The organism is Streptomyces luteogriseus, from assembly GCF_014205055.1.
Taxonomy (GTDB): domain Bacteria; phylum Actinomycetota; class Actinomycetes; order Streptomycetales; family Streptomycetaceae; genus Streptomyces; species Streptomyces luteogriseus.
In genome coordinates, this window is sequence record NZ_JACHMS010000001.1 from 2391805 (window position 1) to 2408108 (window position 16304).

The 16304-nt window shown below is 73.0% G+C and carries 13 protein-coding genes; 4 read left to right on the forward strand and 9 right to left on the reverse strand.

Annotated features, from left to right (window positions below; genetic code table 11):
* Window positions 1-16: 16 nt before the first annotated feature.
* Genes BJ965_RS10350 through BJ965_RS10365 form a run of 4 tightly spaced genes read left to right on the forward strand, consistent with a single transcriptional unit; the run spans window position 17 to window position 4111 of the window.
* The gene (locus tag BJ965_RS10350; protein ID WP_184908396.1) at window positions 17-1063 is read left to right on the forward strand and encodes an ABC transporter permease; all 1047 of its coding nucleotides are present in this window, start codon (window positions 17-19) and stop codon (window positions 1061-1063) included.
* Window positions 1060-1971 carry an ABC transporter permease gene (locus BJ965_RS10355; RefSeq protein WP_184908397.1) on the forward strand — a complete coding sequence of 304 codons (912 nt, stop codon included), beginning with the start codon at window positions 1060-1062 and terminating at the stop codon, window positions 1969-1971. The genes BJ965_RS10350 and BJ965_RS10355 overlap by 4 nt, the downstream gene beginning before the upstream one ends.
* Entirely contained in the window at window positions 1968-3089 is a 1122-nt protein-coding gene (locus tag BJ965_RS10360) for an ABC transporter ATP-binding protein (protein WP_184908398.1), read from the forward strand. Before BJ965_RS10355 ends, BJ965_RS10360 begins: the two co-directional genes overlap by 4 nt.
* The gene (locus BJ965_RS10365) at window positions 3086-4111 is read left to right on the forward strand and encodes an oligopeptide/dipeptide ABC transporter ATP-binding protein (RefSeq protein ID WP_184908399.1); all 1026 of its coding nucleotides are present in this window, start codon (window positions 3086-3088) and stop codon (window positions 4109-4111) included. The genes BJ965_RS10360 and BJ965_RS10365 overlap by 4 nt, the downstream gene beginning before the upstream one ends.
* A 66-nt stretch (window positions 4112-4177) precedes the next feature.
* Here the strand turns inward: BJ965_RS10365 and BJ965_RS10370 are convergent, their stop codons facing one another.
* From BJ965_RS10370 to rimP, 9 genes are all read right to left on the reverse strand, one after another.
* Entirely contained in the window at window positions 4178-5131 is a 954-nt protein-coding gene (locus tag BJ965_RS10370; RefSeq protein ID WP_184908400.1) for a bifunctional riboflavin kinase/FAD synthetase, read from the reverse strand.
* 168 nt (window positions 5132-5299) lie between these two features.
* Entirely contained in the window at window positions 5300-8920 is a 3621-nt protein-coding gene (locus tag BJ965_RS10375) for a trypsin-like peptidase domain-containing protein (protein WP_184908401.1), read from the reverse strand.
* Window positions 8921-9181: 261 nt separating this feature from the next.
* Window positions 9182-10087, reverse strand: a complete 906-nt coding sequence (gene truB / locus BJ965_RS10380) for a tRNA pseudouridine(55) synthase TruB (RefSeq protein ID WP_184908402.1) — start codon at window positions 10085-10087, stop codon at window positions 9182-9184.
* A complete protein-coding gene (gene rbfA / locus BJ965_RS10385) occupies window positions 10084-10536 on the reverse strand; it encodes a 30S ribosome-binding factor RbfA (protein WP_030853210.1) in 453 nt (150 codons plus the stop codon). The genes truB and rbfA overlap by 4 nt, the downstream gene beginning before the upstream one ends.
* Window positions 10537-10568: 32 nt before the next feature.
* A complete protein-coding gene (locus tag BJ965_RS10390; protein ID WP_184908403.1) occupies window positions 10569-10862 on the reverse strand; it encodes a DUF503 domain-containing protein in 294 nt (97 codons plus the stop codon).
* A gap of 133 nt (window positions 10863-10995) precedes the next feature.
* Entirely contained in the window at window positions 10996-14100 is a 3105-nt protein-coding gene (gene infB, locus BJ965_RS40125; RefSeq protein WP_184908404.1) for a translation initiation factor IF-2, read from the reverse strand.
* 145 nt (window positions 14101-14245) lie between these two features.
* Complete coding sequence (locus BJ965_RS10400) at window positions 14246-14542, reverse strand: YlxR family protein (protein ID WP_184908405.1); 297 nt, start codon at window positions 14540-14542, stop codon at window positions 14246-14248.
* Between the two features lie 102 nt (window positions 14543-14644).
* Window positions 14645-15643, reverse strand: a complete 999-nt coding sequence (nusA, locus tag BJ965_RS10405) for a transcription termination factor NusA (protein ID WP_184908406.1) — start codon at window positions 15641-15643, stop codon at window positions 14645-14647.
* 2 nt (window positions 15644-15645) lie between these two features.
* Complete coding sequence (gene rimP / locus BJ965_RS10410) at window positions 15646-16146, reverse strand: ribosome maturation factor RimP (RefSeq protein WP_184908407.1); 501 nt, start codon at window positions 16144-16146, stop codon at window positions 15646-15648.
* Window positions 16147-16304: the final 158 nt, after the last annotated feature.

A 16304-nucleotide genomic window follows, 5' to 3' on the forward strand; every position in this document is an offset into this window, starting at 1 on the left:
CGGCGAGCGGGTACTCATGACCGCTGACGCGACCCCCGCGCTGGTCGAGGACAAGCAGAGGGCGGCCGGGCCGCGGGTACGCAAGAGCTCCGCGTACCCGCGGTACCTGGCGGGCAAGGTGGCCGGTGCCGCCGTCTCGCTGCTGGCCGTGCTCGTGACCAGCTTCTTCCTCTTCCGGCTGATCCCCGGCGACCCGGTGAAGACCATGACGGGCGGCCGTCAGGTGTCGGCGGAGCAGCTGGCCGCCTACCGCGAGGAGTTCGGGCTCGACCTGCCGCTGTGGCGGCAGTTCACGGACTACTGCGGCAAGGCGCTCACGGGTGACTTCGGGACGTCGTACCAGTTCCGCGCCCCCGTCATCGACAAGATCACCGAGGCGCTGCCGAACACCCTGCTGCTCACGGGGACGGCGTTCGTCCTCTACACCGCGCTGGGCATCCTCCTCGGCACCCGGTCGGCGTGGCGGCACGGCAGGCTCGGCGACCGCGTCAACACGGGCCTCGCGCTGACGCTGTACTCCATCCCGTCCTTCTGGCTGGGGCTGCTGCTGATCATCGTGCTGTCGGTGGGCATCGGCCCACTGCCCGGCATGTTCCCGACCGGCGGCATGGAGTCGGGCGGCGAGGAGGGCCTCGCGTACGTCCTGGACGTGGCACACCATCTGGTGCTGCCGGTGGTGACGCTGGTGGCCGTGGAGTACGGGCAGACGCTGCTGGTCACGCGGTCGGCGCTGCTGGACGAGATGGGCAGCGACTATCTGACGACCGCACGGGCCAAGGGGCTGCGCGACGACCTCGTACGCCGTCGGCACGCCGTGCCGAACGCGCTGCTGCCGACCGTGACGCTGATCTTCATCAACCTCGGGCGGACGGTGGCGGGCGTGATCCTCGTGGAGACGGTGTTCTCCTGGCCCGGCCTCGGCGGGCTGTTCTACCAGGCGCTGAGCGTGCCCGATCTGCCGCTGGTGCAGGGGCTGTTCTTCGTGTTCGCCGCAGCGGTGATCCTGATGAACACCCTCGCCGACCTGGTCTATCCGCTGCTGGACCCCCGGGTGGCCCGATGACGACGACCGAGAGGGTCCTCGGCCCGCGTGCCCTGGCCCGGCAGCGGCGCCGGGCCTCCGTTGCCCGCTTCTGGCGGCGGTACCGCTCCGAACGGGCGGGGCTGTACGGCCTGACGGTGCTCGCGCTGTGCGCGCTGCTGGCGCTGTTCGCACCGCTGTTCGTCGGCTCCGACGTGAGCAGCGTGACGAACGCGCCGGGGCGTCCGATGCAGAGCCCGAGTGCCGAGTTCCCGCTCGGCACCGACCAGTTCGGGCGTGACCTGCTGGGCCTGGTGATCTGGGGCTCGCGGGTGTCGCTGCTGGTCGGGCTGCTCGCCGCGGTGCTGTCGGTGGCGATCGGCACCCTGATCGGGGTGACGGCGGGACACTTCAAGGGCTGGTACGCGACGGTGATGATGCGGATCACCGACTGGTTCCTGGTCATGCCGACGCTGGTGCTCGCGATCGCCCTGGCGACCGTGATGTCCCGCTCGCTGACCACGACCGTCGTGGCGATCGGCGTCACCACCTGGCCGACCACGGCCCGGCTGGTGCGGGCCCAGACCCTCGCGGTGGAGACCCGGCCGTACATCGAGCGGGCACAGGCGCTCGGCGGCGGCCACTGGCACATCATGTCCCGGCACGTCCTGCCGAATGTGATGCCGCTGGTGCTGGCCCAGACGACCCTGATCATCTCCTCGGCGATCCTCGCGGAGGCGACGCTCGCCTTCCTCGGCCTGGGCGACCCCACGGTCGTGTCGTGGGGCGGACTGCTCCAGGACGCGCGCGAGGCGGGCGCGGTCAGTGCCGGGGACTGGTGGTACCTGGTGCCGCCGGGCATCGCCATCGCCGTGGTGGCGCTGGCGTTCACGCTGTGCGGCCGGGCCGTGGAGGCCGTCCTCAACCCCAGGCTGGGGGTGTCGCGTTGAGTCTGCTCGACGTCAGGAACCTGACCGTGACGTACGGGGGCGGGGCGGCCGCCGTGCGCGGGGTGGACCTGCGGCTGGACGCGGGACAGAAGCTGGGCCTCGCCGGGGAGTCCGGCTGCGGCAAGTCCACGCTGGCGCTGGCCCTGCTGCGGCTGCTGCCGGCGGGGACCCGGATCACCGGAGAGGTGCTCCTGGACGGCGAGGACGTGCTGGCCATGAAGTGGGGCCGGGTGCGGGCGGTCCGCTGGGCCGGGGCCTCCATCGTGTTCCAGGGCGCGATGCACTCCCTGAACGCCGTGCACCGCGTCGGCGACCAGATCGCCGAGCCGATCCTGCTGCACCGGAAGGCCACGGCGGCCGGGGCGAAGAAGAAGGCCGGCGAGCTGCTGGAGCAGGTCGGTCTGCCGGCCGCCCGTGCCGACGCCTACCCGCACGAGCTGTCCGGCGGCCAGCGCCAGCGCGTCATGATCGCCATGGCCCTGGCCTGCGACCCTCAGCTCGTCATCGCGGATGAGCCGACGACCGCGCTCGACGTCATGATCCAGGCCCAGATCCTCCGGCTCATCGAGCAGCTGGTCGCGGACCAGGACCTCGGCCTGATCATGATCAGCCACGATCTCGCCATCCTCGCCGACACCTGCGACCGGCTCGCGGTGATGTACGCGGGCCGGGTGGTCGAGGAGGGCCCGGCCCGGCAGGTGTACGAGGACGCCCGGCACCCCTACGCCCGGGCTCTGTCGGCAGCCTTCCCGCGCATCGGCGACCCGGCGTCCCGGTTCGCCCCGCAGGGCCTGGCGGGCGACCCGCCGGACCCGGCGGCGCTGCCGTCGGGGTGCACGTTCCATCCGCGCTGTCCGGTGGCTCTGGAGTCGTGCCCCGAGGAGGACCCGGTGCTGCGGGCGGCGGGGCCGGAGCGGCGGGCCGCGTGTGTGCTGGTCGGACCACCGGAAGCGGAAACCGCCGAACAGCGGGCGACAGCCGAGGCGGCCCCTGAGGACGGCTCGGCCGGCACGCCTGAGGCCCCTGAGAACGGCGCGGCCCGCACACCTGGGGCCCCTGAGAACGGCCCGGCCGACGAACCGGAGGCCCTGGAGGAAGCGAGGCCCGGCACGCCATGACCATCTCCCCCACGGCCCCCGAGGTCACCACGGCCCCGCTGCTCAGCGCCCAGGGCCTCCACGTCACGTTCCCCGGCCGGCACGGCGGCCCCCGGGCCCGCGCGGTGGACGGCGTCGACCTCGACATCCGCCCCGGCGAGATCGTCGCCCTGGTCGGTGAGTCCGGCTGCGGCAAGACGACCCTGGCCCGCAGCCTGCTCGGGCTGGTCGAGCCGACGGCGGGCCGGGTCACCTTCGACGGCCGCCCGCTGGACTACTCCGGCCGGTCCCTCAAGGCCTACCGCAAGCGCGTCCAGCTGGTCCTCCAGGACCCGAGCGGCTCGCTCAACCCCCGTCACACGGTGTACGACGCGGTCGCCGAGGGCCTGCGCATCCACGGCTACGGCGGCGACGAACGCACAGCGGTCGCCGAGGCCCTGTCCCGGGCCGGCCTGCGCCCCCCGGAGCGCTTCTTCCTGCGCTACCCGCACGAGCTGTCCGGCGGGCAACGCCAGCGGGTCGTCATCGCCGGGGCGCTCGTCCTGGAACCCGAACTCCTCGTCGCCGACGAGCCGGTGGCGTCCCTGGACGCCTCGGTACGCGGCGAGATCCTCGCCCTGCTGCTGCGGCTGCGCGCCGAACTGGGCCTGTCCGCGCTGGTGGTCACGCACGACCTGGGCCTGGCGTGGAACATCGCCGACCGGGTCGCGGTGATGTACCTGGGCCGGATCGTGGAGACGGGTGCGGTGGAGCAGGTCCTCACGGCACCGCGGCATCCCTACACGCAGGCGCTGCTGTCCGTGCTCCCGGAGGCTCCCGGCGCCCCGGTGATCCTCACGGGCGAGCCCCCGGACCCGTCCAACGTCCCGTCGGGCTGCCGCTTCCACGTGCGCTGCCAGATCCTGGCGGCCGGCGAGGCGGAAGCTGCGGGCGTGGCGGACGCATGCAGAAACCAGGATCTGGAGGTGCTGAGCGGGGGCGGGCAATCCCAGGTGGCCTGCCACTGGGCAGTGTCATCCGCCCTCAGGGGCGCGGGGCTGTAACGATGTGCGGCTCCGCCGCGTGGGCGCGACAAGCCACGACGCACCCGCAGACGGCCCACAAGGAGACTAAACAGCCCCCTCAGCCGCCACCAACTCCCTGCACTTCTCGACGTCCTGCGCCATCTGAACCAACAGCGCGTCCAGGGTCTCGAACTTCGCCTGCCCCCGCACGAACGCCAAGAAGTCGACCGCGACATGCAACCCGTACAGATCGAGCCCCACCCGGTCGATGGCGTACGCCTCCACCGTGCGCTCGGTCCCCTCGAACTGCGGGTTCGTCCCCACGGAGATCGCCGCCGGCATCGCTTCCCCCTGGGCGTGCAGCCAGCCGGCGTACACCCCGTCGGCCGGGATGGCCGTGTGCGGCAGAGTCTCGACGTTGGCGGTCGGGAAGCCCATTTCGCGCCCGCGCTGGGCACCCCGGACGACGACGCCCTCGACCCGGTGCGGTCGGCCCAGGATCTCCGCCGCGCCCCCGACGTCGCCCTCGGCGACCAGCCGCCGCGTCAGCGTGGAGGAGAACGGCTCGCCGCCGCCCGCCTCACCCGTCACGTACAGGTCGACGATCTCGACCTCGAAGTCGTAGGTCTTGCCCTGCGTGGACAGGAACTCCACGTTCCCGGCGGCCTTGTGGCCGAAGCGGAAGTTGGGGCCCTCGACGACCGCCTTGGCGTGCAGCTTGTCGACCAGGACCTTGACGACGAAGTCGGCCGGGGACAGCTTCGAGAACTCGGTCGTGAAGGGGAGGATGAGCACCGCGTCCACACCCAGGTCGGCCATGAGTTCGGCGCGGCGGTGGTGCGGGGCGAGCAGCGGAGGGTGGCTGCCCGGGCGGACGACCTCGCTGGGGTGCGGGTCGAAGGTGACGACGACGGCGGGCACGCCCAGCTCCCGGGCGCGGTCCACGGCATGCCGGATGATCAGCTGGTGCCCGCGGTGCACTCCGTCGTAGGAGCCGATGGTGACGACGCTGCGTCCCCAGTCCTGGGGGATGTCCTCCAAGCCACGCCAGCGCTGCACTGTGCCTGCTCCTTGTCGAAAGCTCGTCGAACTCGTGTCCGGTCGTTGTTCGTGGTTGCCTCGTGCGCAGGACTAAGGGTGCCATGCCGGGTGCCTCCTGCCAGCATCGGCATGGGGGCTGTGACAGGGCGCACGACACCGTACGCCGGGCCGCCACCCGGGAGGCCGTCACGCGGGGACGCCCGCGCCCGCCAGGTTCTCGATCATCCGGTGGGAACTGGGCCCGACCAGGGCCGCCCACTCCTCGGGCGCGTCGCTCAGCCAGGCGGCCGCGCGGGCGGCGAAGCCGGGCACGTGCCGGCCCAGGTCGACCAGGGCCCGGTCGAAGCGCGTGGCGCCCTCCGGGGTGCGCACGAGGAGCAGTCCGATGCGGTGGACGAGGTCGCGCAGGTCGTCGCCGCCGTTGCGGGCGGCGGCGTTCAGCAGCGCGTCCAGGACGTCGGTGTCGTGCTCCCGGGCGAGGAGCGCGTCGCGCAGTTCGCGGCGCAGCGGGCGCGAGGCGGGGACGCCGGGCGGGCTGACGACGCCGGCGAGGGCGCAGCGCAGCCGAACCGGGCCGTCCTCCAGCAGGCCGGTGACCAGCGGCAGGAGCACGGACCGGGCGGCGGGGCCCCGGTCGAGCCGCTGGTCCGCGTAGGCGGCCACCTGCCCGGCGAGTTCCGGCCGCAGTTGCGCCGCCCGGCACACCAGCGCGGCGACCCGCCGGGCCAGGGCGGGCGGGGTGGCGTCGGCGAGTGCCCGCAGCGCCTCCTCCGCGTCGGGCCGCTCCAGCCGGGCCGCGAAGGCCCCGAGGACCGGCTCGGGGTCGGTCAGGAGGGCTCCGGCCAGTGCGTCCGGCGAGAACCGCGGGTCGCCCGCCGCGAATTGCTCCAAGGCCCGCGGGAGGTAGCGGGCCCGGGTGTGGGGGTCCTGGACGAGGAGGGCGAGGGCGCCGCCGTGCAGGGCGCGGTCGGCGGGGCGGGCGAGCAGGGCGAGGGCCGCGTAGCGCAGGAGGGCGCGGTCGCCCCCGGTGCTCACATGCGGCGCGACGCGCAGTCCGTGCGCCACCGCGGCGCCCCGCCGGGCGGGCCGCTCGTCGCGCGCCCACCGGTCGACGGCCCGGCACACCGCCGACGGTTCCTCCTCGGTCAGCACGGCGAGCAGTTCGTCGGCCCTAGGGTGTGCGCGGTCGACGAGCACGTCCGCCAGATCGTCCAGGGCGCCGTGACGGTGGGTGTGCAGCAGCGCCTGCGCGGCCGTGGCGACGGTCGCGTGCGGGGTGGCGGGCAGCGGCTGCTCGTCGTCGAACCAGCGGGCGAGCTGCGGTTGCACGGCCGTGGGGTCGGCGGCGAGGAGTCCTGCCACGGCGTCCAGGAAGCGGGGCCCGGCCTCGCACGGCGGCCCGTCGGCGTGTACCAGCCGACGCAGCAGCGCGCAGCGTGTCTCCTCGGGTAGTCGCAGGCCGGTCCAGAAGGCGGGCCCGAGCTCCTGCGGCACGGGCGGCTCCTGCCGCCGCCAGGCCACGATCCGGTCGGCGAGCAACCGCAGCACCTCCGCGTAGGGCGCCGCGTCGGGCAGGGCCGAGAGCGTCCCGGCGAGCAGCCGGGCGGCCCACCAGGACCGTGGATCTGCGTCCAGGGCGTGCACGAGGTCGGCCAGGCGGGAGGCGAGTCGGCCGGCGCCGTGCTGCCGGGCGAGGCAGAGCAGGGCCTGCACGACCGGCCCGATGCGGTGGCGCGGCACGGGGTCGGACTGTGCGTCCTCGCCGCGGTGCACGAGGACGTGCAGGGCCTCGTCGAGGTCGAGGTGCATGCCCTGGAGCCAGTCGGCGAGCCCCTCGTGCGCGAAGCGGTAACCGGCTCCGGCGGGCACGAGCAGGCCCTCGGCGAGCACGGCCGACGCCCAGCCCGAGCAGCCGCCGAGCCGCGCCGGGGCGGGCCCCCACGGGAACACCGCCTCGAACGCCTCCCGGTCGAGGCCCCCCGACCCCGGGCCGAGACTGCGCCGGGCGGCCTCGTGCACCTGCCCGGCGACCCTGGCGGCCAGCCGCCGTACGGCCGTGCCCTGCAGGCCGTTGCCCGCGGCCAGGCGGGTGGCGATGCGCAGGGACATCAGGTCCAGGTAGGCCGTGAAGACGTCGCTCCGATCGATCGCGGCCCTTTCCGGGACCGCGGTCCCTACCGGAGGCACGGTCCCTACCGGAGGCACGGTGCCTGCCGGGGGCACGGTGCCTGCCGGGGGCACGGCCCCTACCGGAGGCACGGCCCCTACCGGAGGCACGGCCCCTACCGGAGGCACGGTGCCTACCGGAGGCACGGTGCCTGCCGGAGGCACGGTCCCTGCCGGAGGCACGGTCCGTTCCGAAGCCGCGGTCCCTCCCGGAGGCGCGGAGGCAGCCGCCCGGACCTCTCCGAGGAGGCCTAGGACGAGGGGATGCCGGGCGTCGGCCGTGGCGAGGGCGCGCTCGGGGATGCCGTGGGTCCGCCGCGCCTCCCGGGCCTCGTCCTCGGTGAGGTCGCCGAGCCACACGCACTGCTCCGCGGGCAAGGACGCGGTCTCCCAGTACTCCGCCCGGCACGCCACCACCAGCCGGGCTCCGGCTTCCCGCAGCCACCGCGCGGTCCCGTCCGCCCAGTCGGTCATCCGGCGGGCGAGGGCCGGTGGCATCTCCTCGGGGCCGTCGAGCAGAAGCAGCAACGGGCGGCCCAGGGAGCGGGCGAGGCGGGCGAGACGCTCGGGCGTGATGTCGCCGAGGTCGGCGCAGCCGGAGGCGGCCGTCACGGCGGGGGCGGCCCGATCCAGCGCCCGGCGTGCCGCGTCCGCCACCGACGCATCGCCGTCCCGCAGTTCGCAGCCTCGCAGCCACAGCGTGGGCTGCGCCGCTCGCCGACGCCGCGCGGCGAGCGCCGCGAGTTCCGTCGTCCGGCCGCTGCCCGGTGGTCCGACGAGGCCGAGCACGGTCGCCGGGCCTCCCATGAACATGGTGAACTCGGCTGCCACGGCCGCCCGTTCGACCGGTGGCGGGGCACCGGGGCCGCCGGGCGGGCCATCCAGCGCCATCGAGGCGCCGGTCAGCTCCAGTACCCCGGCCGGATTGAGGTCCGCGCCGTACGCGGGGACCGTCGTCGCGTTCTCGGCGAGCAGCTCGCCCAGCGGCCCCGCAGCCCCGGGGACCCGGGCCCGCAGCGGTACGGCGAACCCGACGTCGCGGTGGTCGGAGCTGAGCGCGGTGCCGAGGACCGCGACCACGGCACCGGTGCCGGCGTCGAGCACCGGGCCGCCGGCCGCTCCGCCGCCCCGTCGCAGCGCGTCCCGCCCCGCCGTGCCGACCGCCAGCTCCAGCGCGTCGTCGAGGCGGTGGAAACGGTCCGTGGCCGCGTACGTCACGGAGGCCGGGCCCAGCACCCGCGCCTCGCGCCAGCCCCCGGCGGCGATCCGGACGTAGGCGCCGGTCCCGGGCCCCTCCCCCACGGTGACGGGCAGTGGCGGCACGCCGAGCCCCTCGGTCCGGACGAGGGCCAGGTCCAGCGCGGGCAGCGGGGTGATCGCGTCGGCGGACACCACCCGGCGGCGGCCCCCGGCGCCGTACAGGACGAGCCGGGGCAGGCCGTCGACAGCCTCGTGGCTGGTGATCAGCGTGCCGTGGTGGTCGGCCAGGAAGCCGGTGCCACGGGGGCGCCCGGCCAGGTCGTGGACACGGACGAGGGCGTCCCCGGGGACCGCCCCGCCCTCGTGTCCCGCTCGTCCGGGGAGGTGCGGGGAGCCTTGTGGGCTGTCGTCCGTCTCCCGGGACCGGTTCCGCGACGCCATCGTCGAGCCTCCCCGCCGTACACCCGTGCCCTCGTGTTCGACGGTAGGGGCGGGATGATCAGCGGGACAGGTCGCTCCGCGAAAGCGCCCCCTTCCGCTCCCCCGGTTCACTCCGAGCGCCCGCACGGACGGGTGAAGGAAGGGGGGCGGCTGGATACACCCTAGGGGTGGGGGAACCGAGGGGGGACCGTGGAGCGGCGGCAGTGGAGGTACCCCGTGGCCGCCGCTCCACGGACGGGCACCCGGCCCCCGGTTCCTCCGTCAGGCGAAGACGGCCAGGCTCTTGGCCTTGCCCCGCTGCTCCTCGACGAGCGCGAGGAAGCGGCCCTCCGGGTCGAAGACGGCCACGGGGCCGGCGCCCGCGTACGTCTCGGGCATCTCCAGCCGTACGCCGTTGGTGAGCAGCTTGGCCCGCCGGTCGTCGACGTCCCAGCGGGGGAACGCCGCCGTGGCGGCCTCGGCGATGGGCATCACGGTCAGCTCCTGCTGGAGCTGGTCGAGCGTGCGGGCCGCGTCCAGCTTGTAGGGGCCGACGCGGGTGCGGCGCAGGGCGGTGAGGTGACCGCCGACGCCCAGGCCGGCGCCCAGGTCACGGGCCAGGGCGCGGATGTAGGTGCCGGAGGAGCAGACGACCGAGACGACCAGGTCGAGCACGGCCGTGCCGTCGTCGGCGACGGCGTCCCGGACGTCGTACACGCCGAACGAGGAGACGGTGACGGGCCGGGCCGGGATCTCGAACTCCTCGCCCTCGCGCGCCCGCTTGTAGGACCGCACTCCGTTGATCTTGATGGCGCTGACCTTGGACGGCACCTGCATGATGTCGCCGGTCAGCCCGGCGATCCCGGCGTCGATCGCCTCGCGGGTGACCTTGGAGGCGTCCGTGGAGGAGGTGATGTCCCCCTCGGCGTCGTCGGTGAGGGTGTTCTGCCCGAGCCGGATGGTGCCCAGGTACTCCTTCTCGGTCAGCGCGAGATGGCCGAGGAGCTTGGTCGCCCTCTCGACGCCGAGGACGAGGACGCCCGTCGCCATCGGGTCGAGGGTGCCCGCGTGTCCGACGCGTCGTGTTCTGGCGATGCCGCGCATCTTGGCGACGACGTCGTGCGAAGTGAAGCCCGACGGCTTGTCGACGATGACAAGGCCGTCGGGCGTGGTGTGCTTCTGGGTCATTCGGCGCTGTCGTCCGTCTCGTCGTCCTCTTCGGGCTTGCGGTACGGGTCGGCCTCGCCGGCGTACCTGGCGCCCGCGGACGCCTCGCGCACCTTCTCGTCGGACTGGCGCGCCTTGTCGAGGAGGTCCTCGATGGTGCGGGCGTTGTCCGGCAGGGCGTCCATGACGAAGGCCAGGGTCGGCGTGAACTTCACACCGGCGGCCCGGCCCACCTCGGAGCGCAGGATGCCCTTGGCGCTCTCCAGGCCGGCGGCGGCCGCCGCGCGCTCCTCGTCGTCCCCGTACACCGTGTAGAAGACGGTCGCCTCCCTGAGGTCACCCGTGACCCGGGTGTCCGTGATGGTGACGTGCGAGCCGAGCCGCGGGTCCTTGATCCCGCGCTGCAGCTTCTGGGCCACCACCTCTCGGATGAGGTCCGCCAGCCTCTTAGCCCGCGCGTTGTCGGCCACTGGTCCGTCTCCTTAAGTGCTTTCTTGTTGCTTCAGTCTTCGTCGCTGTGGAGCCTGCGTCGAACCGAGAGCAGTTCGACTTCGGGCCGCCCGGCGACGAGCCGCTCACAGCGGTCCAGTACGTCACTGAGGTGTCCCGTCTCCCCCGAGACCACCGCGAGCCCGATCTCGGCCCTGCGATGGAGGTCCTGGTTCCCCGTCTCCGCCGCGCTCACCCCGTACTTGCGCTGGAGTTCGGCCACGATCGGACGGACGAGAGAGCGTTTTTCCTTGAGCGAGTGGACGTCGCCGAGGAGCAGGTCGAAGGACAGAGTCCCCACATACATGTGTGTATCCGGATGTCCCGCCGGTTCGGGGTACGGGCGCCACGCTTCGACGCGGATACGGGAACCGTACACGCAACGGCCGGGGCCGATCGACGGAATATGTCCCGTCGACCGGCCCCGATCGTGACTCGGATCAGACGCGCGGCTTCTCGCGCATCTCGTACGTCGCGATGACGTCGTCGACCTTGATGTCGTTGAAGTTGCCGAGGTTGATACCGCCCTCGAACCCTTCGCGGATCTCGGTGACGTCGTCCTTGAAGCGACGCAGACCCTCGATGTTGAGGCTCTCCGCGACCACCTTGCCGTCGCGGATGAGGCGCGCCTTGGTGTTGCGCTTGACCTCGCCGGAGCGGATGAGAACACCCGCGATGTTGCCCAGCTTGGACGACTTGAAGACCTCGCGGATCTCCGCCGTACCGAGCTCGACCTCCTCGTACTCCGGCTTGAGCATGCCCTTCAGGGCCGCCTCGATCTCCTCGATCGCCTGGTAGATGACCGAGTAGTACCGGACGTCGACACCCTCGCGCTCGGCCATCTGCTGCGCACGCCCGGCGGCGCGCACGTTGAAGCCGATGACGATGGCGTCGGAGCCCATGGCCAGGTCGATGTCGGACTCCGTGACCGCACCGACACCACGGTGCAGGACGCGGATGTCGACCTCTTCGCCGACGTCCAGCTGGAGCAGCGAGGACTCGAGCGCCTCGACGGATCCGGAAGCGTCACCCTTGATGATCAGGTTCAGCTGCTGGACCTCGCCGGCCTTCAGCACCTTGTCCAGGTCCTCGAGCGAGACACGGCGCGTGCGCTTGGCGAACGCGGCGTTCCGCTCACGGGCGGCGCGCTTCTCGGCGATCTGACGGGCCGTACGGTCCTCGTCGACCACCAGGAAGTTGTCGCCCGCACCCGGGACGTTGGTCAGGCCGAGGACCTGAACCGGCGTCGACGGGCCGGCCTCGGCAACGCTGTTGCCGTTGTCGTCGTGCATCGCCCGGACGCGGCCGTACGCGTCGCCGACCACCATGGTGTCGCCGACCCGCAGGGTGCCGCGCTGGACGAGGACCGTCGACACGGCACCACGGCCGCGGTCGAGGCGGGACTCGATCGAGATGCCCTGCGCGTCCTGATGCGGGTTGGCCCGCAGGTCGAGCGAGGCGTCGGCCGTGAGGACCACGGCCTCCAGCAGGGAGTCGATGTGCAGACCCTGCTTGGCGGAGATGTCGACGAACATGGTGTCGCCGCCGTACTCCTCGGCCACCAGGCCGTACTCGGTCAGCTGACCGCGCACCTTGGTCGGGTCGGCGCCCTCGACGTCGATCTTGTTGACCGCGACGACGATCGGGACCTCGGCCGCCTTGGCGTGGTTGAGCGCCTCGACCGTCTGCGGCATGACGCCGTCGTTGGCCGCGACGACGAGGATCGCGATGTCCGTCGACCGGGCACCACGGGCACGCATGGCGGTGAACGCCTCGTGACCCGGGGTGTCGATGAAGGTGATCTTGCGCTCTTCGTCGTTGACCTCGGTCGCGACCTGGTAGGCACCGATGTGCTGGGTGATGCCGCCGGCCTCGCCCGCGATGACGTTCGTCTTGCGGATGGCGTCGAGGAGCCGCGTCTTACCGTGGTCGACGTGACCCATGACGGTGACGACGGGCGGGCGGACCATCAGGTCCTCCTCGTCGCCCTCGTCCTCGCCGAACTCGATGTCGAAGGACTCGAGGAGCTCGCGGTCCTCCTCCTCCGGGCTGACGATCTGAACCGTGTAGTTCATCTCGTCGGCGAGGAGCTGCAGCGTCTCGTCGGAGACGGACTGCGTGGCCGTGACCATCTCGCCGAGGTTCATCATGACCGCGACGAGCGACGCCGGGTTGGCGTTGATCTTCTCCGCGAAGTCGGTGAGCGAGGCACCGCGCGACAGGCGAACGGTCTCGCCGTTGCCGCGAGGCAGCATCACACCGCCGACCGACGGGGCCTGCATGGCCTCGTACTCCTGGCGCCTCTGCCGCTTCGACTTGCGGCCACGACGCGCGGGACCGCCGGGACGGCCGAAGGCACCCTGCGTGCCACCACGGCCACCGGGACCGCCGGGACGGCCACCGAAGCCGGGACGACCACCGCCGCCGGGACCACCGGGACGACCGGCGAAGCCGCCGCCACCGCCGCCGGGACCACCGGGACGACCGGCGAAACCGCCACCGCCGCCACCGGGACGACCGGCGAAGCCGCCGCCACCCGGGCGACCGCCGCCGCCGCCACCGGGACGACCGCCGCCACCGGGACCGCGGCCGCCGGGGCCACCGCCGCCGGGACGCGGGCCGGCAGCGGGACGCTGCGGCATCATGCCGGGGTTGGGACGCGGGCCGCCGGGACCGCCGCCGGGACGGGGACCGCCGCCCTGCGGGCGGGGCATGCCGCCCGGGGTCGGACGCGCGCCGCCCGGAGCCTGCGGACGAGGACCGCCGCCGGCACCCTGCGGACGGGGACCGCCCTGGCCCTGGCCCTGCGGACGCGGGGCACCGCCGGGGGCACCGGGGCCGCCCGGACGCGGGGCGCCGCCCGGACGGGGCGCCTGCGGGCGCGCCATGCCGGTGGAGCCACCAGAGGTGAACGGGTTGTTGCCCGGACGGGGACCCGCCGGACGGGCACCGGGACGCGGGGCGCCGCCACCCTGGCGCGGAGCGCCGGGACGGTCGCCGCGGTCACCACGGCCCTGGCCACCCTGGCCGGGACCGCCCTGGCGCGGAGCACCCGGACGCGGCGACTGGCCGGCCGGACGCGGGGCGCCCGGACGCGCACCGGAGCCCTGGGACGCGGCCGGAGCGGCGGGCGTCGACGGGGGCGCGGTGAACTCGGGCGTGGTCGGAGCCGGGGACGCCGGGGCAGGCCGCGGCGCGGGCTTCGGGCCCGGGGTGGGACGGGGGCCGGGAGTGGCCGGCGCGGCCGGAGCCGCGGGCTTCTCGGCGGCAGCCGGCTTGGGGGCCGGCGGGCGCGGGGCGGCCGGACGGGCAGCCTGCGCGGGAGAGGGGGCGCCCGGCTTCGCCGGGGCAGCCTTGCGGGCAGGGGCGGACTTGCCGCCTCCGCTGCCCTGCTGGAGGGCGTCCGTCAGTTTGCGTACGACAGGCGCTTCGATCGTCGAAGACGCCGAACGGACGAATTCACCGAGTTCCTGGAGCTTGGCCATGACGACCTTGCTCTCGACACCGAACTCCTTGGCGAGTTCGTAGACCCGGACCTTAGCCACTTCGCTCCTTTGAGGTCCGGGTTGCGTCCGGACCGTCGCTAGTTCATGGGCGTACTCATCGCGTACTCATCGAGTGCTCATCGCAATCTCGACCTGCTTTCGACTCGCGAGGTACCTAGCCGCACGGGGTTCCGTACGGCACGTCTTACCGTGTTGCCTGCTCGGCAACTGTCGTCTGCTCGACGTATCGGCGCAACGCCTTTGTGTCGAGCGGTCCCGGGACGCGCAGTGCCCTCGGGAACGCCCGGCGGCGTACCGCCTGGTCGAGACAGACCGGTGCGGGGTGTACGTACGCACCCCGGCCGGGCAGCGTACCGCGTGGATCAGGAACGCATGCGTCCTTGATCGTCACGATCCGCAACAGCTCGGTCTTGGCCGCTCGCTCCCGACACCCCACACAGGTGCGTTCAGGGCATGCTCGGGCGAGCGTCCGGCCAGACACCTTTAAGTCTACCTCCCCGTGCGCGCCTCACCCCTTTGGGGCAGGATTCGAACAGTTGGCGCGCATGAACCTGTCGTGATCTGAACGGCCCGCGGCTTGGATCTATTCCTCGGAGCCGTTCCCGGCCGGCTCGGTGTCCGGGCGGATGTCGATCCGCCAGCCGGTCAGCCGGGCCGCGAGGCGGGCGTTCTGCCCTTCCTTGCCGATGGCCAGGGACAGCTGGTAGTCGGGCACGGTCACCCGGGCCGACCGGGTCGCCATGTCCACGATCTCCACCTTGGAGACACGCGCCGGGGACAGCGCGTTCGCCACCATGTCGCCCGGGTCCTCGGACCAGTCGACGATGTCGATCTTCTCACCGTTCAGCTCGCCCATGACGTTGCGTACACGGCCGCCCATGGGGCCGATGCAGGCGCCCTTGGCGTTCAGGCCGGAGCGGGTGGACCGTACCGCGATCTTCGTGCGGTGACCGGCCTCACGGGCGATCGCGGCGATCTCCACCGAGCCGTCGGCGATCTCCGGCACCTCCAGGGCGAAGAGCTTCTTCACCAGGTTGGGGTGCGTGCGCGAAAGGGTGACGGAGGGCCCGCGGACGCCCTTGGCCACCCGGACGACGTAGGAGCGCAGGCGCATGCCGTGGGGGTACGTCTCCCCCGGCACCTGCTCCTGCACGGGCAGGATGGCCTCGAGCTTGCCGATGTCGACGAGCACGTTCTTCGGGTCGCGGCCCTGCTGGACCACGCCGGTGACGATGTCGCCCTCGCGGCCGGCGTACTCACCGAGCGTCGCGTCGTCCTCGGCGTCGCGCAGGCGCTGCAGGATGACCTGCTTGGCCGTGGTGGCGGCGATACGGCCGAAACCGGACGGGGTGTCGTCGAACTCGCGGGCCTCCTGGCCCTCCTCGAGGTCGTCGGGGTCCTCCTTCGCCCACACGGTCACATGGCCGGTCTCCCGGTTGAGCTCCACGCGCGCGTGGCGGCGGCTTCCCTCGGTGCGGTGGTAGGCGATGAGGAGGGCCGACTCGATCGCCTCGACCAGCAGGTCGAAGGAGATCTCCTTCTCCCGAACCAAGCCCCGCAGGGCGCTCATGTCGATGTCCACGGCTACGCCTCCTCTTCCTTCTTGTTGTCCTTGCGGCTGAACTCGACCTGGACACGCGCCCGGACGATGTCGTCGAAGGCGAGTCTGCGGGCGGTGGCCTTGCGGCCCTTCACTCCGGGCACCTCGGTGTCGACACCCTCGTCGTCGACCTTCAGGATCCTGGCGACCAGCTCGCCGCCCTCGGCCAGCTGGAACTTCACCAGCCGGTCCGTGGCGCGGACGTAGTGCCGGTGTTCCGTGAGGGGGCGCTCCGCGCCCGGGGTGCCGACCTCGAGGGTGTACTCGCCCTCGCCCATCGCGTTCGTCTCGTCGAGCTTCGCCGAGAGCGCGCGGCTCACATCGGCGATCCGGTCCAGGTCGGCGCCCGTGTCCGAGTCGACGACCACGCGCAGCACACGCTTGCGTCCGACGGAGTCCAGTTCGATCTCTTCGAGATCGAGGCCCTGGGAGGTGACGAGCGGCTCCAGCAGTTCTCGCAGCCTCTCGCTCTGGGTGGTGCTCATCCGGGTGACTCCTCGGCCGCGTGTGCTGTTGTGGGTTGGGCGCGTGTCTGGTCAAAGGGTATCCGGTCGCGGGGAGTGTTGCCGTCCACCCGGTCACGAACGGTGCCGCTGAGTGATGCCGGGCGAGGGCCCGGGTACCGTGATCACGGGCGTGCAGC